Source organism: Gammaproteobacteria bacterium (assembly GCA_014075255.1).
In the GTDB taxonomy this organism is placed as follows: domain Bacteria; phylum Pseudomonadota; class Gammaproteobacteria; order UBA4575; family UBA4575; genus JABDMD01.
Genome location: CP046178.1, coordinates 2,183,145 through 2,207,663, shown reverse-complemented (window position 1 = coordinate 2,207,663; position 24,519 = coordinate 2,183,145). Strand labels below are relative to the sequence as shown.

At 40.2% G+C, this 24,519-nt stretch carries 23 protein-coding genes; 6 read left to right on the top strand and 17 right to left on the bottom strand.

Annotated elements, in window-relative coordinates:
- The first annotated feature begins 17 nt into the window (after positions 1-17).
- Both GKR92_11250 and GKR92_11245 read left to right on the top strand, forming a co-directional pair.
- Positions 18-1,121, top strand: coding sequence for an efflux RND transporter periplasmic adaptor subunit (locus GKR92_11250; GenBank protein ID QMU62237.1), 1,104 nt, complete (start codon positions 18-20; stop codon positions 1,119-1,121).
- A gap of 3 nt (positions 1,122-1,124) precedes the next feature.
- The gene (locus GKR92_11245; protein QMU62236.1) at positions 1,125-4,208 is read left to right on the top strand and encodes an MMPL family transporter; all 3,084 of its coding nucleotides are present in this window, start codon (positions 1,125-1,127) and stop codon (positions 4,206-4,208) included.
- Here the strand turns inward: GKR92_11245 and GKR92_11240 are convergent.
- Positions 4,205-5,290 carry a DUF4931 domain-containing protein gene (locus tag GKR92_11240; GenBank protein QMU62235.1) on the bottom strand — a complete coding sequence of 362 codons (1,086 nt, stop codon included), beginning with the start codon at positions 5,288-5,290 and terminating at the stop codon, positions 4,205-4,207. The genes GKR92_11245 and GKR92_11240 overlap by 4 nt on opposite strands.
- Positions 5,291-5,542: 252 nt before the next feature.
- On the opposite strand from GKR92_11240, the gene GKR92_11235 reads away from it, so the two are divergent.
- Positions 5,543-7,024 carry an AAA family ATPase gene (locus GKR92_11235; protein ID QMU62234.1) on the top strand — a complete coding sequence of 494 codons (1,482 nt, stop codon included), beginning with the start codon at positions 5,543-5,545 and terminating at the stop codon, positions 7,022-7,024.
- A 9-nt stretch (positions 7,025-7,033) separates the two neighbouring features.
- On the opposite strand, the gene GKR92_11230 is transcribed toward GKR92_11235, so the two are convergent.
- From GKR92_11230 to GKR92_11210, 5 genes are all read right to left on the bottom strand, one after another.
- Positions 7,034-7,462, bottom strand: coding sequence for a hypothetical protein (locus GKR92_11230; protein QMU62233.1), 429 nt, complete (start codon positions 7,460-7,462; stop codon positions 7,034-7,036).
- Positions 7,463-7,724: 262 nt separating this feature from the next.
- Positions 7,725-8,132, bottom strand: coding sequence for a hypothetical protein (locus GKR92_11225; protein QMU62232.1), 408 nt, complete (start codon positions 8,130-8,132; stop codon positions 7,725-7,727).
- Positions 8,133-8,147: 15 nt separating this feature from the next.
- Entirely contained in the window at positions 8,148-8,618 is a 471-nt protein-coding gene (locus GKR92_11220; protein ID QMU62231.1) for a hypothetical protein, read from the bottom strand.
- Positions 8,619-8,703: 85 nt separating this feature from the next.
- Positions 8,704-9,447: an aquaporin Z gene (aqpZ, locus tag GKR92_11215; GenBank protein QMU62230.1), complete on the bottom strand. Its 744-nt coding sequence runs from the start codon at positions 9,445-9,447 to the stop codon at positions 8,704-8,706.
- 167 nt (positions 9,448-9,614) lie between these two features.
- Positions 9,615-12,263, bottom strand: a complete 2,649-nt coding sequence (locus tag GKR92_11210) for an AsmA family protein (protein QMU62229.1) — start codon at positions 12,261-12,263, stop codon at positions 9,615-9,617.
- A gap of 94 nt (positions 12,264-12,357) precedes the next feature.
- On the opposite strand from GKR92_11210, the gene GKR92_11205 reads away from it, so the two are divergent.
- The 3 genes from GKR92_11205 (at position 12,358) to GKR92_11195 (ending at position 14,425) form a co-directional block, all read left to right on the top strand.
- Positions 12,358-12,855: a hypothetical protein gene (locus tag GKR92_11205; GenBank protein ID QMU62228.1), complete on the top strand. Its 498-nt coding sequence runs from the start codon at positions 12,358-12,360 to the stop codon at positions 12,853-12,855.
- A 42-nt stretch (positions 12,856-12,897) separates the two neighbouring features.
- On the top strand, positions 12,898-13,830 hold the full coding sequence (locus GKR92_11200; protein QMU62227.1) for a hypothetical protein: 933 nt from the start codon (positions 12,898-12,900) through the stop codon (positions 13,828-13,830).
- Between the two features lie 88 nt (positions 13,831-13,918).
- Positions 13,919-14,425, top strand: coding sequence for a TIGR00645 family protein (locus GKR92_11195; protein QMU62226.1), 507 nt, complete (start codon positions 13,919-13,921; stop codon positions 14,423-14,425).
- Between the two features lies 1 nt (position 14,426).
- Here the strand turns inward: GKR92_11195 and ilvB are convergent, their stop codons facing one another.
- From ilvB to GKR92_11140, 11 genes are all read right to left on the bottom strand, one after another.
- Positions 14,427-16,214, bottom strand: coding sequence for a biosynthetic-type acetolactate synthase large subunit (ilvB, locus tag GKR92_11190; protein ID QMU62789.1), 1,788 nt, complete (start codon positions 16,212-16,214; stop codon positions 14,427-14,429).
- A 591-nt stretch (positions 16,215-16,805) separates the two neighbouring features.
- Positions 16,806-17,435 (bottom strand): hypothetical protein, encoded by a 630-nt coding sequence (locus GKR92_11185; protein ID QMU62225.1) that lies wholly within the window; start codon positions 17,433-17,435, stop codon positions 16,806-16,808.
- Positions 17,432-17,629: a hypothetical protein gene (locus tag GKR92_11180; GenBank protein ID QMU62224.1), complete on the bottom strand. Its 198-nt coding sequence runs from the start codon at positions 17,627-17,629 to the stop codon at positions 17,432-17,434. The genes GKR92_11185 and GKR92_11180 overlap by 4 nt, the downstream gene beginning before the upstream one ends.
- A 15-nt stretch (positions 17,630-17,644) precedes the next feature.
- A complete protein-coding gene (locus GKR92_11175; protein ID QMU62223.1) occupies positions 17,645-17,959 on the bottom strand; it encodes a hypothetical protein in 315 nt (104 codons plus the stop codon).
- 84 nt (positions 17,960-18,043) lie between these two features.
- Positions 18,044-18,370 (bottom strand): hypothetical protein, encoded by a 327-nt coding sequence (locus GKR92_11170; GenBank protein ID QMU62222.1) that lies wholly within the window; start codon positions 18,368-18,370, stop codon positions 18,044-18,046.
- Positions 18,371-18,544: 174 nt separating this feature from the next.
- Complete coding sequence (locus GKR92_11165) at positions 18,545-19,654, bottom strand: tetratricopeptide repeat protein (GenBank protein ID QMU62221.1); 1,110 nt, start codon at positions 19,652-19,654, stop codon at positions 18,545-18,547.
- Between the two features lie 70 nt (positions 19,655-19,724).
- On the bottom strand, positions 19,725-20,252 hold the full coding sequence (locus tag GKR92_11160; protein ID QMU62788.1) for a peptidylprolyl isomerase: 528 nt from the start codon (positions 20,250-20,252) through the stop codon (positions 19,725-19,727).
- 101 nt (positions 20,253-20,353) lie between these two features.
- Positions 20,354-20,704 (bottom strand): hypothetical protein, encoded by a 351-nt coding sequence (locus GKR92_11155; GenBank protein ID QMU62220.1) that lies wholly within the window; start codon positions 20,702-20,704, stop codon positions 20,354-20,356.
- A gap of 142 nt (positions 20,705-20,846) precedes the next feature.
- Entirely contained in the window at positions 20,847-22,733 is a 1,887-nt protein-coding gene (locus tag GKR92_11150; protein ID QMU62219.1) for an adenylyl-sulfate reductase subunit alpha, read from the bottom strand.
- On the bottom strand, positions 22,733-23,215 hold the full coding sequence (aprB, locus tag GKR92_11145) for an adenylyl-sulfate reductase subunit beta (protein QMU62218.1): 483 nt from the start codon (positions 23,213-23,215) through the stop codon (positions 22,733-22,735). The genes GKR92_11150 and aprB overlap by 1 nt, the downstream gene beginning before the upstream one ends.
- 36 nt (positions 23,216-23,251) lie before the next feature.
- Positions 23,252-24,043, bottom strand: coding sequence for an adenylyl-sulfate reductase (locus GKR92_11140; protein ID QMU62787.1), 792 nt, complete (start codon positions 24,041-24,043; stop codon positions 23,252-23,254).
- Positions 24,044-24,519 lie beyond the last annotated feature (476 nt).

The window sequence follows — 24,519 nt, the reverse complement described above, 5'->3', positions numbered from 1 at the left end:
CGAAAATTAAGAAGAATATGGACATCTCTATGAAAATATATGCAAAATTAGTTTTATATTTTTTGTTGCTACTAATTTTGTCGGCATGCGGAGAAGATCAAACACTTCAACAGGAAGAGCAAGTTTTAAGGTCTGTTAAAACCCAATTAGTAGGCTCATCACAGCATGGGGTTACACGTACTTTTTCAGGTTCAGCTAAAGCTAATCAACGATCTAATCTGAGTTTTAGAGTTGCAGGGAACATGCAATCCTTGAAGGTCGAAGTAGGTGACCGCCTTCAACCAGGTGATGTAATTGCTACTCTCGACCCCTTTGAGTATCAATTACAAGCACAAGAAGCGTTAGCTAATCTCACCCAAGCACAAGCCACCTTGCGCAATGCCAAATCTAATTTTGAACGTACTAAGGGACTTTATGAAAACAATAATATCTCCAGAAACGAGTTGGACTCTGCGCGAGCCAATGCGGAATCAAGTCGTGCGCAAGTAAGCGCAGCAAATAAAGTGCTTGAATTAGCACGACTCAATGAGTCTTATGCAAAGTTGAAAGCGGTTGAAACATGCAGTGTTGCCAACACACTAGCTGAAGTGAACGAACAAGTAACGGCTGGCCAGACCATTATTGAAGTCACCTGTGGTGAGGGCTTAGATGTTGAATTAGTAGTGCCTGAAAGTATTATTGCATTACTTCAACGCGGCATGAGTGCAAGTGTTAGTTTTAGTGCAATTCCTGATAAACAATTTATAGGAAAAGTAACTGAAGTGGGTGTCGCATCAAGTGCAGGCACCACATATCCAGTAACAATAGCTTTAATAGATACAACGGACGGCTTGCGCCCAGGCCTCGCGGCACAAGTCTCCTTCACATTTGAGAAAGCTGAAAACCAACGTAATTTTATAGTGCCTGCAGTAGCAGTAGGTAAAGATGTGTCTGGTAAATATGTTTATCTAGTAGAAAAAACTGAAAAAGAAAATATCGGTATTATTAAACGCCAAGCTGTAACAACTGGAGAGTTGACCACCACCGGATTAGAGATCATAGAAGGCGTTGAAGAAGGTGACCAAGTTGTAACTGCTGGTGTGAATATTGTAAGAGAAGGGCTAGAAGTTTTAATAAACTAAATTATGAATCTTACACAATTTGCCTTTCGATACGATCGTATTGTTTATATTTTAATAGCGCTTTTAGTCTTAAGTGGAATTGCAGCATTTTTTCAACTACCTAAAGCCACAGATCCAGGCTTTACCATTCGAGTTGCAGTAATTACCACTCAATTACCTGGCGCCAACCCCGAGCGTGTCGAGCTGCTTGTTACTGACAAGCTGGAAAAGAAAGTCCAAGAAATGCCTGAAGTTGATTTCATTACCAGTGAATCACGCAATGGCATTTCAATTATAAATGTGAATTTCCTGCAATCGTATAAAAACATGCGGCCTATATTTGATGATCTACGACGCAAAGTAGAAGATGTAAAAACCGACTTGCCAGATAATGTAAACGGTCCATTTGTTAATGATGAATTTGGTGATGTATTTGGAAGTGTTTATACCTTAAAGGGGGATGGTTATAGCTACGCGGAACTAAAAGATGTTGCAGATGATATTCGAGATCGTCTTCTAAAATTACCTGATGTAGCTAAAGTAGAAATACATGGCGATCAAGAAGAAGCTGTATTTGTCGAATATAACAATGCGCGACTCGCAGAACTTGGCATTTCGCCAAAACAACTTTCCAGCGTACTAAGCACCGTAAATATTTTATCCTCTGGAGGCGATGTCTTAACCGGCAGAGAACGAATAGTTTTAGAGCCAACCGGTAACTTCGAATCGATTGAAGACTTACGCACTACAGTAATCCAAATACCTGACGGTGGCGTGGTGTATTTAGGTGATATTGCCAATATCTATCGAGATTACAAAGACCCGCCTTCTAGCGTTGCTAGAGCCAATGGCCAGTCAACCTTGGCGATCGCTATCTCGATGCGTGATGGCGGAGATATAACTAAATTAGGCACAGAACTAGACCTGACTATGCCTGACATACAGGCACTTTACCCTTGGGGTGTAGAAATAGAAAAAATATGGTTTGAAGCAGATTTAGTCGAAGCCAATATTGATAATTTCATTCTGAGTTTATTACAGGCGGTTGGAATTGTTTGTCTAGTAGTGATTTTATTCATTGGCTTAAAAACAGGAATTGTAGTAGCCACGTTAATTCCAGTCGCAATGGTGATTGCCGTGTACGTCATGCAAGTATTTGGAATAACCATTAATCAAATTTCGCTAGCCGCATTAATTATTTCTTTAGGGCTTTTGGTAGATAACGCCATCGTTATGGTCGAGTCCGTTATCGTGAAATTTGACTCCGGATTATCTGCCATCAATGCGGCGATAGATTCAGGCCGCGAACTATTTTTACCTTTGCTAACTTCATCACTTACCACCAGTGCTGCATTCTTACCTATTGGATTAGCCGAGTCATCTGTTGGTGAGTACACCTCTGATATTTTTTATGTAGTGACCATTACCTTATTAGTGTCTTTCTGTGTTGCGATGACGCTAATCCCAATGCTTGCTGCCTTTTCTATGCAAAATAAAAAGCAGCAACAGAGTGACACAGACCAGCAAGTATTTTCTGGCCCAATGTATGCTGTATATAGAAATACATTACTATTTTCTTTAAAACATAAACTATTATTTGGAATAATTATAATTTCAATATTCTTTGCGGCTATCAAAGGTGTGGCCTATGTGAGGGTCATTTTTATCGAACCGTCAGAAGACCCCGTATTCAATGGCGGCCTTGAGATGCCGTTAGGCACTTCTATTGAAGCCAGCCAAGCAGTAATCGAAGACATCGACCAATATATATATGACACATTTTATAAACCTCAGGAAGGCACACCAAAAATTAAAAACTGGTTAACATTCATAGGAACTGGTGGCCCTCGCCTAACCTTAAGTCTTAATCCACCCAATCAAAACCCAGCTAATTCTTTTTTAGTTGCTAATACGGTGACTGGAAAAGATGTTGAGACTATCATTCAAGGAATTGAAAAGTACGCTGCTGAAAAATATCCAGACTTAAATTTAAGGTTAAGCCGACTTGAGAATGGACCTCCTGTGGGTTATCCAATCCAGATCCGTCTTTCTGGCCCTGAATTTAAACCGCTCTATACCATTGCTGAGCAGATAACAGAATATCTTTACTCTCGACCAGAGGTTTCCACAGTAAAAAATACCTGGGGCAAACAAACCAAAAAACTTTTAGTTGAAGTGGATCAAGAGCGTGCTCGACGCGCGGGTGTGACCAGTGATGATGTCGCTTATTCATTAAAAGCGAGTTTAACCGGAATTGATATGACTGAATTTCGAGAAGACGATAAATTAATACCCATCACCTTACGTTCTATTGCAGCAGACAGACAAGATATTGGTAAGCTAGACGGAACTAGTGTGTATTCAGAAGCGACTGGTGAATCTGTACCTCTCAAACAAGTTGCAGATGTACGCTTGGTATTTGAGCCCGGCATGATAGAACGTCGCGATCGTGATCGAACCATCACACTCAAAGCAAAGCTAAATCCAGGAGCAACGGCAACGGACGTAAATAATTCGTTATCCCCATGGCTACAAAGCGCACAAAAGAACTGGCCGAAAGACTATTACTATAATGAAGGTGGTGAATCTGAAGAAGCCGATAAAGGTAATGCTTCGATAGCTGCAAAATTACCCATTGCTGGTATGGTTATTCTATTATTACTCGTAGCGCAATTTAACTCATTCCGACGACCTATTATTATATTCGCAACCATACCATTAGGGATTATTGGCGTTACCTTCGGCTTACTCGTTGCAAACTCTTCCATTGGTTTTTTTACTATATTAGGAATAATTTCTCTTGCGGGAATCATTATTAACAATGCGATTGTATTAATAGATCGAATTAAGATTGAGATTGAAGAATTGGGCAAACAACAAGCAGAAGCAGTAATAGATGCTTGCTTACAAAGAGTGCGGCCTATTTTACTTACAACAGCAACCACCGTGTTAGGCATGATGCCCTTATGGTGGGGCGGCACTGCAATGTTTAGACCCATGGCTGTAACGATAATTTTTGGTCTTTTATTTGCTACGTTCTTAACTTTATTGCTTGTTCCTGTACTTTATAGCGTGCTATTTAGAGTGAGCTTTAAATCCTATAATTAACCTATATCAACTTCACGTAGTTCCCTCGCTGCGTCTTCTGGGCTAACGGTACTGACAAACAATCCAGAACCTAACTCAAAGCCTGTTGGAATACTGGTTCGCGGACAAATTTCCAAGTGCCATTGATAACTAGCTTTATGTTTCTTAAATTCATCGCCATGTGGGATGGAATGGAGAAAATAATTGTATTGTGCACCGCCGATAACCTTATTTAATCGCAACATGGTCCGCTTAAGCAATCCTGCAAAATCTTCTAGATCTTCATCACTGCAATCTAAGTAATCTGCTTGAGAGAATAGTGGGAATATTTGCACTTCCCATTCAAAACGACTGGCAAAAGGCTTGATAGCAATAAAACGTTTGGTTTTTTCGATTACATATTGTCCTACATCAATTTTACGCCGCACTTCTCCTGACTCACGATCATAAATTGTGGCTTCAAAGGTGAGCGCTTCATCCACTAAGTGCGAAAAGATATTTTGATTATATTTTTCGTAATGAGCATTTGAGTGTTGCAGCTCTGTAGCGACATTCTCTGGCACTACAGGCATAGCTACAATTTGACTATGCGTGTGGGCAATACTCGCCCCTGCTGCAGGACCGAAATTTTTAAACACTAATACGTATTTAATACGTGGATCGCTGTCATACAATACCTGCATGCGATCACGGTAGGTTCTAAATAAAGCCTGTAGATGCTGTTGTGACATGTGGTCTACATGTATGGAATGATTGTCATGGTCGATGACGACTTCATGACGGCCATAGCCATCAATTACATGCTGCAAACCGAAGCTTAGATTTTTAGATATTTGTCTATCGCTTAGTACTGGGAATAAATTTTCAACGATACGGATATTCCATTCCACTTCACTCGGCCAGCTACTGATAGTTGGTGGTGTTTTATCTTCATTGCCTTTGCAGAATGGGCACTTCTCTACCCTGGATTCGACACTCAGAGCCAGAGGTTTTTCTTCCTTGCGAGGACGCAATCCACGTGCAGTAGATACCAGCACTGATTCTGTTGGAACAATAGGGTTTATACGAATTTCTCGTAATTCTTTATAATTTTTATCTTCCATTTATAAGCAAAGTTATAGTATTTCAAATAATTCAATATATACCAAAGGGATTAAATACCTAGAAGACACAAATCCAACCAGTAAATAAACCAACACTATGCATTTCATAAGCGACTCATCCATTATAATCATCGCGGGTAATCAATCTTATCGCACACTTGGGCCTGCAAATTCTTGCATAAATATTGAAATCGATGTTAAAACGTACTGAATGTATAACTATATTTCTTACCTGAATTTAGGCTCTCGCAAATGTATGGGTTGAACGACCTCAAAGTCTTAATTAAATCCAAAACCCCTATTGTGGTCATTGAGACTCATGATGAAACTCAGGTGCTAAATTTATTTACTCAATTAGTGGTTGAGTCTCCGAGTCCGCTTTATAAATGGGCGGTAACAGAAGGCCTGCAAAGAATTGATGTGCAGGACATGCGTCCACAAGCCTTCAATAAAGAACCACTAGAAGCACTCCGCCATATCAGAAGCGGGTCTAAATCTGGCATCTACTTATTTATGGACTTTCATCCTTATATAGAAGATCCGTTTAATGTTCGTACCATTAAAGAAATTGCCCTGCAATACGACGAAAACCCTAATACTTTAGTATTTGTTAGTCATAATCTGAAAATACCTGCTGAGTTAGAAAAATTCGTTGCGCATTTTGAGTTACGCCTGCCCACCACCAAAGAACTATCTAACATCGTTATTCAAGAAGCGATTCGCTGGCAAGGTAAAAATAAAACTAAACATGTAATTCAAGACAATGAAGTGGTTGAACTTTTAGCACGCAACTTAACCGGTTTGCCAGAACAAGATGTGCGTCGACTTGCACGTAGTGCAATTGCTGAAGATGGCGCACTAACTGCATCAGATTTACCTGAAATCATGGCTGCAAAATATCGGCTGCTAAGCAAAGATAATGGCCTGTCATTTGAATATGACACTGCAAAATTTTCAGACATAGCAGGTATGAAAAAATTAAAAAAGTGGCTAGATCACCGTAAAGAAATTTTCATCTCAGAGAATCCACCAAAGGGATTAGACCGACCGAAAGGCGTATTACTAATTGGGGTTCAAGGCGGTGGAAAAAGTTTAACCGCAAAAGCCATTGCCGGTGTGTGGGGTTTACCATTATTGCGCTTAGATATGGGTAGTCTATTTAATAAATTTATTGGCGAAACCGAAAAAAATCTTCGTGATGCAATCAAAACTGCTGAGGTCATGTCGCCATGTATATTATGGATAGACGAAATTGAAAAAGGCATTAGCTCTGGTGACGACACCACCGGAACCAGCGATCGAGTTCTTGGCACGATATTAACTTGGATGGCTGAACGCAAACACCCTGTATTTTTAGCCATTACCGCTAATAATATTGAAGCCTTACCACCAGAGCTGATTCGCAAAGGTCGATTAGATGAAATCTTTTTTGTTGACCTCCCCGACCGTGAGACTAGGGAAGAAATATTTCGCATACACTTAGATAAAAGAGATGTTCCTAGAGATAAGATTGATTTAGACAGACTTGCACAAATTAGTGACGGGTTTTCAGGGGCTGAAATTGAGCAAGCAGTTGTCTCGGCGCTGTATGCGGCTCATGCTGAAGGCTCTGCACTGAAACAAATCCAACTATTAGAAGAACTGCTGCACACCAAACCATTATCTGTCGTTATGGCTGAAAAAGTAGAGCGGTTACGAAATTGGGCGAGTACTCGTACCGTTAGTGCAAATTAATTAATTTTCTTAGTAGAACTGGCAGCTTTTATAAAAACCTTTTGCTCCAGCAGTAAAAGTTTGTAATTCGCTTGATACATTCTGGGCGTAATGAATGATATTTAAATAATCCCCATCAATTGAGAACAATAACTCACGCACCTCTTCTTTATCTTCCCATTTCACATACGCATTGGTTAATAGCACCTCTACATCATTTACTGCAATAAATTGCTCCCATTTCATTTCTACACCATCTGTATTTTGTTCAAGGTAGCTTGAGATATAGCTTTCTTTCGCTAGGTCTAACTGCTTTCTTCTATTCTCTGCACTGCTTGAGGTTTTACCTATCATGGCAAGTTTATGCTTACCTATCAGTAAGTGATCTATACGCCATAACAATCCTAGATCTAAACTAAAAGTCACCGTTTCACCAATAGCATTACTGCGATCTGTCACATCTAACCGTGAACTTAAAGCACCTCCAGGCAGCTTGCATTTAAAGGTCTCACTTTTAGCCTCATAGTGGTTAAAACTAAGATGGCCATTTAGTAGAAGTGCAACACATCCTGACAATGATAATAGGATTGCTGAAATAAAAATAAGTTTTAAAATAATAATTTGGGATCTAGACAATTTTTATAAATAACATAGATTAATAATGACACAGGCGATAGCGACACAGTATTTCTAGTAGTACTAAAATTAACTTGCAACTGGGTTATTGCAATAGTTGATCTAACAATCCACCTAGTTCGTTTTTTGCTTCTTTGTTGAGTAACAATCTATTGCGCTCATCAATAACTTTAGTTACGTAACCGCAGTGTAGATTATTATTTTGAAATTTTTTAATAAATAGCTTCTTTTCAATCGGAGAGAGCGCTTCAAAGTTACTTTGTTTGCCCACACTTAGCTTGATTCTATTTAGTTCTTTTACAATTTGAGGCTTATACTCAATAGCTGTCTTTTTATCTTGAACCTTCCCCAATAATATTCCTAGTTGAGCATATTCTTTCGCAAAGCTTTCCTTATCTGTTGATATATTTTCACCTGCATAAACAATGCAGGCAGAAAATAACAACACCATGAAAGAAAAGAGAGAAGTTTTATTTAATTTACTGTAAAGCATAAATCTATGAAATCTTTATTGCGCGCCAGGCGGTCTCGAGGGCGGCCCACCCATTATTAAATCTAAAACATTACGCATGGCCCAAGCTTGATCATGATGATCTTCAGTTTCATATGCTTTAGCTAATCCGACCTGCAAAGCATCGCTCAAGCTCATACAGTCATCTTTTATAGTAAATAATAACTTATATATTGTACCTTCATAAATTCGCTTAGTGAGACTCACGCCACCAGCATTAAACACTCTGGTTCCAAGTTGAATTGTTTCTGCTGTAGTAAGCAACGCATTTCCATAGTGTGGGCAGCTTTCTTTTAATGCATCTTTAAATTGTTGTGGACTCGCTTCAGCATCTTCATATACTTTAAGCTGCCTTTTCAGAACTTCTTCAGAATTTAAATTTGACTCATTAGTTTCATGCTGTTTTTCTAAACACGCTGAGCAGCTAATAATAACCGCAATCAGTAGCATTCCATTTTTAAGGTCCATATGTATCCTTGCTGTTCTGCATAACATCATAGCAGACATAAAAAAGGGCGCAAAAAGCGCCCTTTAAAAAGTTTAGATGGCTAAACTAACTTTCCGATGATTCAAATACTGTCTTATAAACTACGCCAGCAAGAACTGCACCGACAATCGGAGCCACCCAAAATAGCCACAATTGACTAAGCGCTGCATTCTGTATACCCGTGAACATTTCCATTAAAGCGGGACCAGTACTTCTTGCAGGGTTCACAGAGGTATTGGTAACTGGAATTGAAATTAAATGAATCAGTGTGAGACATAAACCAATTGCAATGGGCGCAAAACCTGCAGGTGCACGTTTATCCGTGGCGCCGATAATAACCATCAAGAATATAAAGGTCATTACAATTTCGCATACTAGCGCTGCCATCATGTTATAGCCTCCTGGGGAATGTTCAGCAAACCCATTCGAAGCCAAACCGCTATAACTTCCATCACCACTGGCAACAATATACAAAACTATTGCAGCTGCAATGGCACCTAGGACTTGAGCAATTATATAAGGCAGCAAATGACTTGCTGGAAAACGTCCCGCAGCCATTAAACCAAATGAAACGGCTGGATTTAAATGACATCCAGAAATATGGCCTATGGCGTACGCCATGGTGACAACCGTTAGACCAAATGCTAAGGAAACTCCAACTAAACCAATACCGAGTGGAAAATGTGTACTCTCTCCAATCATTGCACCATTAGATACAAAGGTTGCAGCGAGAACCGCACTACCGCACCCACCTAGTACTAACCAGAATGTACCAATAAATTCGGCTGTTAGACTTTTTGACATAGACATTACTCTCTCCCTTATTTATAAATATTTATATGATCGAGCTAATGCTACAAAATAGCCTTATTTAAGTATGCTGAACAGTAAAATGCTTGCGGATTTACATTAATTTTCAATTACACTGATACGCTTTACTTATATAAATCAATGCAACTGAAGTTCTTAACTATTTATTATGGTTGTTCAGATTTATTTTGTTCTTTTATTGCACCCTCTTGCACAACAATTTCGCTCAAAGCTTGATTGCATGCTGATCCACTACTGGTAGCACGCTTAAACAAACCCTCAACCAATAAAGAAAGACCACCTGTAGACACTGCAGCACCAATCGCCGCCCCACTCTTTAATAAGCCAACTGGATCAGCTTCAGGATGAGGATTTTTTAATGTACCGCCTAATCTTACAAATTTAACCAAACTACCAATATTAATGCCCACTCCTTTTTTCGCGGAAGGGCTGAACCCTATTTCAAGTTCTTCTGTACTTAAATCGATGATCCCTCCACCCACTATCTTCATTTTGCTGGTTTCAATAGCCATTTGGTTTTTACTCGTTAATACACCATCTTTTGCAGTAAATTTCACAGCGGCACACTCAAGTTCAGTGGTTTCATCCTCTTTCATAAATGGATTTAGCATGGTTAACATTTCTAAAATAATATCTGTTCCAATAGCCTCAAATGCGTCATTTTTTATTACACCCTTTTGCACTTCAGCTATTAATTCTCCATTCAGCGACGATACAATTTGATGCAACGAATTCCCTTGCCCGGCAATACTCATCACAACATCTGTTGTACCTCCCTCTAAAACACTACCATCCGTTGCTCTAAGAGCCGCCAAACTAAGGTTGATAGCATCAAGTTGGGAAGTTAGTTTTACATTATCTCCTGTTTTATTAAGTGTAAATTCTGATTTTAAACTTCCATTTGCAAAGTGTGCTTGTAAAGGCAGAATGTTTAATGATCCATTACCTATTGCTAATTTTGAGTTAACTTTATTAAAGATGTTATCGTTGACAATGAGTTTTTGAATATCTAAATCAAGATCTGCATCGTATAACTCAAGCCACTCCCAATTGATTGGTTCGTCACTAAATACTTTATCTTTTGATGATGACTTATCACTACTATCTTTGTCTTTGTCTTTGTCTTTGTCTTTATAACTTTCCTGCTCACTTTTTCCAGATGACAGGATGGGCGATAGATCAAGCAAGGTTGAACTAATCTTTCCTTTTACTTTAACGATTTCATCTGACCAATTAAGAATCACATCTCCGGTTACCTTACTCTCAGCAGATTGTGCCGATAGCTGAGAAATACTAATTACATTTTCAGATGTTTCAATATCTGCATCAATCTTCATGGGTAGGTAGGGAGAAAAATCTGATTGCAAATATTTTGATACCGAATCTAAATTAGTAGAGTCGGCATGAAGTTTTAACGCACTTCCTTCAGTACCATTAAGATTTGCTTCACCCTCTAAAGACAATGACGTATTGTTATCAGTAATATTAATCGCTAGCTGCACATCTTCTCTAATCGTTTTATCCGCCAAAGGTTTAACGATGCCTGAAATATTAATTAGGTCGCTAGCAAAGGACTTGTTTGGATCATTAGCATCATGATGCAAATATCTAGCGCTTAGTTTATCCACATCTAAAATTTTATTATTGAGCTTTAACTTTGCAGATATATCTGTTAACGAATGTTCATTTAAAACAATTTCGCCGACGTCTACATTAATGTCTGTATTTAGTGAGTTCATCCAAGTCCAATCCATCTCAGCCTCTTGATGATTTGTATCTTCTTCAGATTTAATTTCTTTATCTTTCTGTTCGAGAACCAATGAACTTAGATCTATTTTTTCCGAAATAAGATTGACACTCACATGTGAGTCTTTAGATTTATATTTCACATCTCCAGTTAAAACATTTTCCCCAAGCTTTAAATTAATTTTTGATGCCTCATAATTACCATTGGAAGATAAAAGCTCAAGAGATGCCTCAACAGGTGCCACGGCAGGAAATGTAGTTTCTAAAAACGTTTCTAACTTCTCTAAGCTATCTGATTTAGCTCTTAATGAAATTTTTGCCCCGTCTAAATTACTAGGATTAATCTTTCCGCTTGATTGTAGATCAACGCCTAAGCCTTTAGCCTGCATAGCAAAATGTAAAACTTCTATTCCAGGGTTTAGATCATCGATTTCAATTTTTCCTGATATATCAACACCTTGCTCTTGATACACTCCTGCACCCTCTAGTTGTATCGAATCATCACTTATTCTGTTAATAAGCAATGAATAGATATCAATATCTTCACTGTTATCTGCTTTATGTTGACGGATATTTGCTTGATTAATACTGATCTTTGAAAAACTTAGTAATTCTTTTAGCGCTAAAGTTTTATTTGTATCCGGCTTTGGCTGATTAGCAAGAATTGGTGTATTCCAATTTAATTGATTTTTATCATTCTCAATCAACTGAACTTTTAGATCACTCAATGCTGCATTCCAAAATGGAATATTTTTATTAAGCAGCTGTTTTATATCCAGAGAAATTTCTGCATTTTGCAAAGTAAGTAATTTAGACTTTGGACTCCAGGCTGGGTTTATTAACTCGAGACCTTCAACAGTAATAATAGTCGGCGATAATTGTATGGAGAGATCACTAGTAGAATATTGATACCCGGTTTTCTTATACACAAATTTATTAATCACACCCTCATAAGCCTGAGGATTATATAAACCGACCGCGATTACACCAGCCACTATCAACAAAGAAAAGATAAGTATAAAAAATAATATTCGAATAGTTTTTTTCATAGCGTGATTATTGTGTTCTTTTACAAATCAGTACAACCATATTAATAATGAGTGTATTCTTATCCGTTCTTATTTAATTTATGCATATGCAGAAATGAAGATTACTTTAATCATCGCCCTTATTATTCTTTGTAATTTTGCAAATGCAAAACAGGCCGGAAATTATGCAGGCAATGGAATTGTTATTGGACTTGAATATGCAGGCTTAGATTCTCCAAGCTATACTAAAGGTATGGCAAAGGCGCTTAGCGACACGCGTATACCTGGCATGAAGCACTACGCAGAAGCAGTTCAATGGGGGCAGATGCAAAAAGCAGCTAATAAACCTATTGATTTTTCTAAGCTAGATTTATTTGTACGTGAATATCAAAAAGTAGGCTTCACTGAATTAACGGTTGCGCTTAAATCTCATTCTAAATGGGCAGATAAAGACGGAAATAAGTTTAAATCAACTAACCCTACGCCAAAAAAGAAATATCAGAAACTCTACAGCAAATGGATTCATGCTGTAGTCGAACGCTATGATGCGGATGGTATACAAGATATGCCAGGATTACGCTGGCCGGTGCGCTATTACGAAATTGGATCGTAGTTTTCTAGTTATGAACCCGAACCGGTAGCGGAGTATCTTGAAATGTTAGAGCTCGCCTACCATGCTGCACACCAGGCTTATTCAAATGTGCTGGTTGCACACGCAGCATTTTTAACCACACCTGTGCACTTAATCGTCAACAAGTTCACAGAGTACGAAAAGGTTTGGGCCAATACCAAGCGATATGACAAGAGCCATGGCTACCACGACATTAGAGAAATATTAAATCGGCCAGACATTTTCGATGTCGTAAATATCCATAACCTTGGTGACCCCTATGAATTAGAACATATCAATAAATGGCTGCAACTTGAGATGAGCTTGCGCAATTATCGCAAGCCAATCATCGTCAGTGACACGATCCCTACCTCTTATATAGCTTGGGGAGCTGCAACTACCTGCAAAGGCAAACATTTAGGTATCCTCATCCCACCTGCTACGGAACAAGACAGATGCAGACTTGCCAAGTATTTTACTAAACTGGTAAACAAGGATAAGCGTACGATTCATTGGACGCGTAACTTTGTAGCCGCTGACCACGTGCAAAGAACGATCATTGCTGCAGAACAGGGTTATGCGTTAATTAATCTCTCTTTCACTATAGACCTGCCGTTTTTGACTGCAAAATTTATGAAGGCCGGAGCGGGAATTTCTGCTTGGGGCGGCGCGTTAGCGCTGAATCGGCGTGGCAAAATCAAAGAAATGCGGCCATTATTTTATTCCATCCAGCAACTTATACAGCACGTCAATGGATATAATGACATTCAAAGAGTCTCTCACCAGAATAAGCAGGTACGCATCTACAAGATTAATAACATGGGGAAAACTTTCTGGATCGCATGGCACGATATAGGTAAAGTCTTGTTACCAGATAACAGCGAATATACAAAAAAGTTTCATTTGATGTTGTTGGAGATCAATTTCAGATTGAAAAATTGGCTACTGCAAAAAGCCAAAAAAATCGAAAACACATAAACACTGTAAACGGAAAATTACAACTACGCCTTAATCACACTCCTTCCTATATTTTTCCTATTAACTAATATTTAAAGATTAAATTAAGATGAAAGAATTAGAGTTACTCGTAGAAAAAATCATGTATGCAAGTCGATGGTTGCTTGCTCCAATCTATATTGGCTTATCATTAGCTGTATTTGCTTTAGGAATTAAATTCTTTCAAGAAGTAATACATATTTTTGGGCATATCATTACTATGAAAGAATCAGATCTAATATTAAATATCTTAACGCTGATTGATATGTCATTAGTTGCTAGCTTGATCGTGATGGTGATGTTCAGTAGCTATGAAAGCTTTGTATCTAAAATTGATCTTGATGAAGGCACAGACAAATTAGATTGGCTAGGGAAACTGGATGCGAATACTTTAAAACTGAAAGTGGCTGCATCCATCGTAGCCATTTCATCGATACATTTGCTACGTATATTTATGGAGGCACAAACAATCGATAATACGAAACTAGCGTGGTACACCATCATTCATATGGCGTTTGTAGTATCCGCTTTACTATTAGCAGTATTGGATAAGGTAGCCTTCCAGAACAAACACTAACTTAAAACATTTCGGATGAATCAACTTCTGTTTTTGTATCCACTTTTTCACTACGCGAAGGAATATGATCTCCGGTGATCATTTGATCAAATGTCATTCCCGGACCTACCATTGGGTACACCCCCGCATCTGGATCAATCATCACTTCAATAAATGCCGGTCCATCAAAGTCCATAAATTCTTTAATAACTTTTGGCAGATTTGATTTATTTTCTAAACGAACAGCATATTCATAACCGTCCGCTTCGGCAGCTTTAATAAAATCTTTTTTATGTAGTGATTTATCACTGGCAGATAAACGACCTTTGAAAAACAACTTTTGCCACTGCTTTACCATGCCATCACCTAGATTATTAAGCACAACCACTTTAATAGGCAATTTATAAGTAGTAACCGTTTCCAATTCGCCTAGATTCATGCGAATGCTTGCATCACCGTCAATATCAATTACCACCAAATCTGGTTTCGCAAATTGAGCGCCTATAGCGGCTGGCAAACCAAAGCCCATGGTTCCCATACTTCCTGAAGTAAGCCATAGTCTAGGAGACTTAAAATCAAAATATTGTGCCGCCCACATTTGATGTTGGCCCACACCGGTACTGATTACCGCTTCACCTTTGGCGTGCTTATTCAACTCTTCAATTACAGCATAGGGTTGAATCTGTTCGCTTTGCTTATCGTAATTCATCGCATACGTACTCTTAAGCTCTACAACATGCTTATGCCAATCAGAAAAATCATTAGAAGCTTTTGCTTTATTGACCCCATAATCTAATAACTTATTTATTGCCTGCGGCAACATTCCTACATGATGCCAATCAACCGTTTTAACCTTATGAATTTCTGATTGATCGATATCAAAATGCGCAATGAATTTTGCATTAGGTGCAAATTTAGGTGGAACGGCAGCCACACGGTCATCAAAGCGCGCACCAATGGCAATTAAAAAATCACAATCATCTACCGCATAGTTTGCAAAGGCCGTTCCATGCATACCCAACATATGTAACGAATGTGGTTGAGTGGTATCACTAGTCCCTATACCCATCAAAGTCGTCACTACCGGAATACTAAATTTATCTGCAAATTTACGCACCTCTTCATGTGCGTTTGCATTAATTACGCCGCCGCCTGCATAGATGAGCGGACGTTTAGATTTTGCAAAAGCATCATAAAATGATTCGCAGTCTTTATCGGTTAATAAATTTTCTGCAACCTCTTCTATACGTTCACGGTAACCACGAATAGGTAACTGACCCTTACCTTGAAATACACCTTCCCAATTTTGCACGTCTTTAGGAATATCAATTACCACTGGACCAGGGCGGCCAGTGCGTGCAATTTCAAATGCGGTACGGATCGTGGTTTCAAGTTTTGTAGGATCGGTAATTAAGAATATATGCTTAGCCACTGCACCCATAATGTTTGCAATTGGCGCTTCTTGGAAACCATCGCTACCGATCGCGGGGGTAGGCACTTGGCCACAAATTACAACAATGGGTGTTGAATCTGCCATGCAGTCACGAACAGGAGTTACCGTATTAGTTGCACCTGGGCCAGAAGTAACCAATACAACACCAACTTTGCCGCTTGCACGCGCGTAACCAGATGCCATGAACCCTGCACCTTGCTCATTAGCGGGAACAATTAATGGCATGGATTCATTGGTTTCAGCATTGAAGCGAAACACAGCATCATACGTCGGCAAGATTGCGCCACCACTATAACCAAATATTACATCTGTTCCCTCTTGAGCAAGCACTTGAACAATGATGTCCGAGCCGGACATATTGGTTCCAGCTAAGGGGTGATTTTCTTCTTTGGCTAAGGCTTGTTGCATAAAATTCGAGGCATTACATTACGTCATTACGTTTGACTATAACGTTAAATACATAACAGACCAAGCCATCTCAATTGGCTAGTTTGTTAAAAGCGTTGAGACTAAAAACTAAAAAGGCCCTCTAAAGAGGGCCTTTTAATCATTTCTGTGAAACTAGATTTAGTCAACAAAACTCATGGTTTTTTTGGAGTTGTATATTCTGCTTCTTTCTGGAACGATTCCCAGATAGTTTCATAGCCAACAAAGCCCTTTTCAGTGGCTTCCATCTGGCGGGTTTTAAAAAATTGAGCCTCGCCTTCTGGAACCTTGGGTCGGGTATTTTTTTGCTCACTCATAAATCACCTTTCACTTAAAAAATAGAAATAATTCGATAGGCAAATTGTAACAAATTAGGCCTTCACTATGACACTTTCTCTTTATGCATAGTAAAAACATATCTATTAGTGAACACAGGGATGTGTGAATGAGAGATGCATCAAGGACGATGCCTTCATTTAGCCGTCATTACCCTTTATTTTGTCTGGCATCTCCAAATTACCCTCACCCAAATGGGTCATCTGACAACATAAGACCAATGTAGGGCGCATAGGTTAGTACTGCACCTTGGCTAGACCCGAGCTCGTTAAATACAGTCGCTACATCAACCAACTTTGAGTGATCTTGCGGGGCCTGCTTGAGTGAAACTAATGCAGTTAACAGAGGTTGAATTTCTTCATTATTTACATACGTTTCTAACATGTTAATCGCATTCTCAATTCCTTCAACATGAACTTTCTTGGCTTTGCTGATATCTGCAGGCGTAAGCTCATCGAACTCGGGAGGTTCTTCATATAAATTGCCATTAAGTGCAGCGGGTTTAGCAGCGACATTAATTCCAGCAATTGAATTGAATTCTTCCAGCGCTCTTTGCTTAAGTGTGTTCACAAAGTCGTTAAATTCGGCCACGTTGGGTCGAGATAATTCCAGGGACAAGAGTGCCTCACCATTCACACGACTCAGGAATTCCAGATGTGAACGAGTGATAACAGGTTCAGGATTGAGCACTGCCAACGAAACACTATGCGTTTCTTGTTTAAATCGAGATTTTATACTGATATTGACTTGATCTTCAACGATTTCAAATGCATGAGTAGCTTTAAGTAGGTGCTTTTGCGTGAGTTTGGTGCTCATATTTCTTCCCAAGCGTTCTCTGGTACTGAGCAATCTTCTTGAGCTTGCTCTTTTGCTATAGCCAATGTTTCTTGAAGATAATCTTTGATGCAAATATCATTTTCATAGACAAATAAGTACCAACCTACTTCTGGGAGATCTTCTTTGATGACATATTTATTACCACCTATTACAGCTTTGTATTTTTTAAACATTATATTTAAATAAATTTAACTAGAGTTCAGCCCAGCAAAAGTATCAAACTCCATCTTAGCTTTTGATTTCAATGCATCGACAAAGGTGTTGAATTCTTTTGCATTGGGTTTATTCAAATACAGGGAAAGTAGCGGTCTACACTTCACACGACTATGAAATTCCAGTCGTGATTTACTGATTATGGGCTCAGGATTGATCATCGCTAATTCAACTTCAAAGTCTTTATTTTCATCCAGCAGGCTATTGATTTTGATTTTAACAATATCACCGCGCAACTCGAACTCTCGCCTACCATACAAAAAATGTTTTTGAATTAACTTATAAATCATTTTGAATGGTTTCAGGTTTTTAGCTAGACGAATGGAAACAACTTCAAAAAACCTATTTAATTAAATTCGCCTAACTCAACTGGCCTAACTACCAGAGTCAGACATTTCTCTCATTTCTGAGACTTCAAGTGTGCCGTTAATGTCCCGGAACGGACAGGATTTTGCGGCTTCAAGTGCTGCCTGCATTGATTCAAACTTTAGGATGCTCATACCTGACATCATTGTGGTCGTTCCTAACTCTATCTTGCCATCAGGATGCACGGTATGGGTGTCCTTAAAAGGTATGGCAGGACTCACCACGGCATCACCTAATGCGGATAACCATCCCTGGTATTGCTCAAAGTGTTTCTTACCATCTTCAGGGTTGTCAGGGTAATCACCCCCAAGATAAATGAAAATGTATTGTGGCATGAAGAATTTCCTCTCGTTTCTAATTACGGTTTTTTGGCTACAAATTCTGGTTTCAGTGTCTGGCTAGGATTTATGTCTACGAATAATACAGCGCTCCCACTGTTCTGGTGTTGAGTTATGAAAGCTCTACCACATCATTTGTATTCTCACTTCAGGGACGTTCGTATTCATAAATTACACCTGAAGTAATTTTACTAACTGTTTAGATTGATCTCTTCGTTCTTCAGCCAATTGCTGATAACGATTCAAATCTGCACTAGCAAACAATTCAGCTACCTTATCAAATTCAGATGCTGCCTTTAATGCCATGTCGACATAATCTGACTCCGCTGCAAGTGCGAGCATTGCAGAAGCACGATTCGCGGATACCATGGCCCACATCATCGGCACTTCATCTTTTGGTAATGCCTTTAAGGTTGCATCATAAATGGGAATCGATTCCTCAAGCGATGGAATGTCTTCTTCATGTGTACCCAATGCCTGTAATGCTGCGGCCAGGTTGTTTTGTGTGATGGCCCAACCATAAGCAGATTTATCAGGCGTGCGCTCAGCCATAGCATTACGCATCACCACCACCGCCTGCTCCAAGGTGCGCGGCCCTCTGCGATGCATGCCCAGCAAACACAGCACATTGCCAACACTACACAACGCAGTGGCCCAATCCTCTGGGTACTCATCTCTTTTCAAGGCAGTAGAAGCTTGTTTATAGGTTTCTCCTGCCTGCTTTAAGATATTGAGGTCATCCTCAAGTTGACCGAGTGTTTGCATGACAAACCCAAGGTTATATTGAGTGCTTGCCCACTCGAATGGAGTCTCTTCAAAAGTACGCGCTTCCAATGCCTGTTCATACGACATAGCGGCTTGCTCAAGAAAGTGTGAGCTACCACTACGTTGCCCGATGAAACCCATCACATCACCAATGTTGTGGTGAACAGCAGACCACTTAACAGGGTCGTCTTCTTTTTCGACCATCATTTGCATTCCCTGGAACAACTCGATGGCTTGTTGGAATACATGTGCACCACCAAGGCGTAATTCACGAACATCAGCAGCGTCTTGCAAAGTAACTTGGGAATTAGCCCACTCAATCAGTGATTCTTTGTTAGCGGATAACTCAAAGAAAGTATCCCCATAACGATCAATCGCTTGAGAAAGCGCGCCACGCACCGGTGAATCGCTATCAAGTAGGTCAACCAGATGCTGTGCTTTATTTTGATACCGCCAAGCCATCGGCACGCCCAGGCCTGGGGTTAACAGCGTTTCGGCAAACAAGTTTTGCGGCAAAGCGTTTCTCCGTCAGATCAACATTACTAACTTATTTAAGAAACCAGAAACTAAAATTAGATTCTAGAATCTAATTTATTGGTTGTACTTTTTGATCTGATCCTACGATCTCACTGATATCAGGTTCAGCATCGACAGGACCACCCGCTTCAATTTCTTCATCGGTCGCATCGCGCACCGTTAATATTTCAAGTTTGAAAATAACCTCTCGCTCACAGAGTGGATTATTACCATCAATGGTAACCGACTTTTCATCGACACGAGTCACCAGAAAACTTTTAGTGGTGCCGTCTTCTTTTTCCATCAGTATCGACATCCCAACTTCACGATACTCTTCAGGGACATTATCAATATGGTCAGTAAACACTAAAGTTTCATCTCTCGGCCCATACAACTTATTGCAGTCGATAGGTACGTCAATCACGTCTCCGACCGCTTTGCCTTCCAGTTCTGCAGTCACTTGTGGTGCGAGAGCTTCAGTAACTCCATGGATATAGCCAATAGGGAACTCGACTCTGGTTAGAATAGCCTCAGATTTAGAATCGATGACTTTGTATGTCAACTCAACAAACTTTCCTTCTTTGACAAGCTGTTTAATTATTTCATTCATGTTGGTATTTTCATGCCGTTTTTCGCAAAAGAAATAAAGTTAATTCCGTTAAGGTACCTCTGATTAAATCAGAGCTTCTTTTTAAATATTCAGAAAACCGATGCACCAAAAATTTTTATTTCACCTTTCTCATAGCCCAGCACAAGACGCCCAAGCCATTCACCTTCTTTCTTGCTACTCGTCACGCGATATAAAACCGTCACATGCTCACCGCGACGAATAAGACCAAGATAGTCATACTCTGTATTTAAGTTTCTGGTCAGATCACTTTTGGCAAACTGTTTGCCGACTTCAACTTCATTTAGGCCAAGCAGTAAATCATAGGAAAACTTACGTATAAACTTGCCATATTCGCCTGCGTTGGAATGCTTGATGAGGTCGTCCCACATCGGGTGCGCAATTTCGAGGATTTCGTCTTCTGTTTTTTCAATAATGTTCATGAAAGTCTACGCTGTATGTGATTACAATTTTGATTGAGCTTTAACTAAAAAAGACCAACAGCATAACTGTTGATCTTTTTTAGTTAAATCGCTGAAGTGTAAGGGACCACCAAGATGGGTGAACCCTTATCTTCAAGACTTATTATGCAGCAGCAGCCTTTTTCTCTTCATCACCTACGAGGTGATAACAAGGTGCTTTTTCCATAGTGTACTCACCAGTTTCTGGGTCACGTCGAGAAACAGTTAGTACATGCCAGTTAGCATCATCCACTTTCATGAAATCGCCACGGTAGTAGTATCCAGGCCAACGGGTTTCCTTACGGAATAACGTGTGTTGCAAGACGGCCTCAGAGGCAAGAGTACGATGCTTCAGTTCCCATGCACGAAGTAGTTCATGAATATTCTCTGCTGCAATCTTCTCAAGATCTTCCTCAAGCGCCTTCATCTTCTTAAGACCAATGTTGAGTAACTTTTCGTTGGTCATGTAGCTAACCGTTACACCACCACCGTATTCGTCCATCAGCTTCTGCAAGCGATCAAGACCCTGACGTGGGTTGATGTAATTAGGGTTAACATCACCCGCAGTAATCTCGTTGCGGTTAACCGTGTAATGTTCCATCGGCTTGAAAATTTCTTTCCCGCGCTTTTCAATCTGCTGTTGAGAAACTTGGATACCTTCTGCTTTACCATCGTCGATGTACAAGCAGGCTGCCTTGGCAGCTAGGCGACCTTCAGTAAAGGAACCGGATGAGAATGCATGTGGTGTACCACCGGCAGCATCACCTGCACCGAACAAACCTTCGATTGTCGTCATACGGTTGTAGCCCCAGAAGTATTCTTCCGGTGACACATCTTCTGGACCTGAAACCCATGCACCGCAACCGGTAGCGTGAGAACCCATAACGTATGGCTCTGAAGTGGTTAGCTCAGGATTTTCGTACTTAGGGTCTACGTCAGTCGCCGCCCAAAGTACCGCCTGACCCACTGTCATACCCAAGAAATTGTGCCAACCGATCTCTTCAAGATGAGGATCTTGGAACGCTTCCATGGTCACCATGTGTATCGGACCACGACCCGCATTTACTTCAGAAATAATACAATGATTACGTAGACAGGTCGGAATAGGTCGATGGGTTGCATGTGCAAGCTCCGGATCCAAGTATTCCTTACCTACCATCTCTTGAAGTTGTGGCCACCACTTTGATTCATACTCTTCACCAAGACCATTCTGTGTGTAGGTTTTAAGGTGGAGGAAGTACGCCCCCACAGGACCGTAACCGTCTTTGAAACGTGCCAATACTATTTTGTTTTCCATCTGTGTCATCTTGGCCCCAGCACTAATCATCAAACCATACGCCGAACCCGATGACCAAGGCGCATACCAAACACGACCCGCACCTTCACCTACTGAACGTGGCTTATAAATGTTTGATGCACCGCCGGCAGCACAGATAACCGTTTTGGATTTGAATACGTGGTAGTCACCGGTACGCACATTGAAACCAACAGCACCCGCAACGCGATTTTCTTTTGCATCGTCCATCAACAGATGGGTTACGCAGATACGGTTGAATACCTTGTCCGCCGATTTCTTGGCGGCTTCCGCGACGATAGGTTTGTAAGACTCACCGTGAATCATAATCTGCCATCGCCCTTCACGTAAATATGAACCGGTCTTAGGATCACGCATTATCGGCAGACCCCATTCTTCGAATTGGTGAACCGCTGAATCTACGTGACGTGCCATATCAAACAGCAAGTCTTCACGAACCATCCCCATCAGGTCGATACGCGCATAACGAACGTGATCCTCAGGATTGTTTTCACCAAAACGGGTTCCCATGTAGGTGTTTATTGCGTAGAGCCCCTGTGCAACCGCACCGGAACGATCGATATTAGCCTTCTCTGCAATGACAATCTTCTTATTGTGCCCCCAGTAACGTGCTTCAAAAGCCGCACCCGTACCTGCCATGCCGGCGCCCGCTACCAGAACATCAATGTTGTCTTCAACAATAGTTTTGTAACCCATTAGTAGTAAACCCCTGCTTTTATCTCTAAACCGTTAGACTCAAGCGTGTTCAGACCACCGTCGTCCATGCGAACATATTTTGGCTCATTGAAAAGTAATTGACTGTCACACATTTCCTGACTTGGAGCTGACTCATTCGCCAATTCTGGGATGGCTGTTCCCCAAGGCTTTGTGGTGATAGGCGCTAACAGGTTCATATCTTTTTTACCGTTGCGAGATTTAATGCGCCAGGCAATAACACCTTTTTCCTCATCACGGATTACTCGTACCGAGTGGCCCAGTGGAGCAAAGTCGGCATAACCACGAACATCAATCGCGTTGTGAGGACAAGCCTTAACACAGGAATAACATTCCCAGCACATGTTTGGCTCAATGTTATAAGCACGTCGAGTAGTGGTATCGATATGCATGATATCTGAAGGACAGATATCAACGCAGTGTCCACAACCATCGCAGCGCGTCATATATACAAATGTAGGCATAATTTTTTCTCTCTAAGATTCAGTTACTGATAATTATTAATAATGGCTTGGGGCTTCACGCTTGATTCCTTCGCCCATGTTGGGTGGGTTGTCACCCATATATTCTGGGATATCCGGGAATTTTGCTTGTAAGTCAGGATCCGTAAGCTCTCCTAATTCAGGCAGATTCTCATATGAACCGTCTGCCTTAATGAGTTTCTTTTGGTAAGCCGCTGCTGGCTTGAAGAACATGTGAGCAAACTTGGACCAAAAAACAGAGCAGAACAGCATTGTGCTACATACAATGAACAGCACGAGGAAAATCATATTCAGTAAACCGCCGCTGGCCAGTGTGCCAGACCATAGCAATGCGAAAGTAGCCATGGTGATCAGAGAGACGATGAAAATGTCGCCGCGACCATTGAAGTTGTACCACTTCACACCTTCAGAAGAGACATCTACACGGATGAAGAACCAGAACCAGTAACCACCCAAACACAGCATGATTGCACCAATATGCCAAACAACAGGCCATATACCAGCAGCGCTATCCGTAGGGTAGTTGAACACCAACACAGCCGTTGATACGACAATGGTAATAAAACCATACATGGTCAGCAGATGAGATAGGCGACGAGTTGTGCTTGCAAATTCGGACGAGGTTAAAACCTCACTCGTCACTGTAGATACGGCCATTGAAACCTTTTCTCCACTGCCTAAAGTTCGCTTAGCATTCTTTTTTGCTTTTTCAGCATTTTCAAAAAAGTACTGAGCACTCTTTTTATGCAACATGTCGAGAATTGTGCCGCCGATAACCATAATAACCATGAGTACGATGTACCCCTGAATGATTGAAGGCGAAATTAATGCAGAGAGTTCGGCAAAGGGGTTTGTTGAGAACATTGTTTAGGAAATCCGCTTAAGTTAATTTTTTAATGATCGGGAAGTTTGCTAGCTATTCCGTAACAATTCAACAAATAAAAAGTGATATTCGTTTAGTATTCTTATAGCTGTATTAAATAACTAATTTAAATTATATGGCTATATACACTGGTGTTTATAGGGATTCCGAATCGAAACTATTAGTTATAACAATGTTACTCAGCATGTGCCTAAGGAAACGCTTCTATGTCCTTAGTATAAATTTATTGATTACAACCATAAGTATTTTCCGAACTGAATATCGCCATTAACACAACCTATCAGAAACGTCATTATTAGCATTATTCAGATCCATCAAATATCGTACAGCCACCACTTCACCTACTATTTAAATGATTTCGTGTGTCGTAATCACTTTAGCGAATAGTTCTAGCAACTTTTTT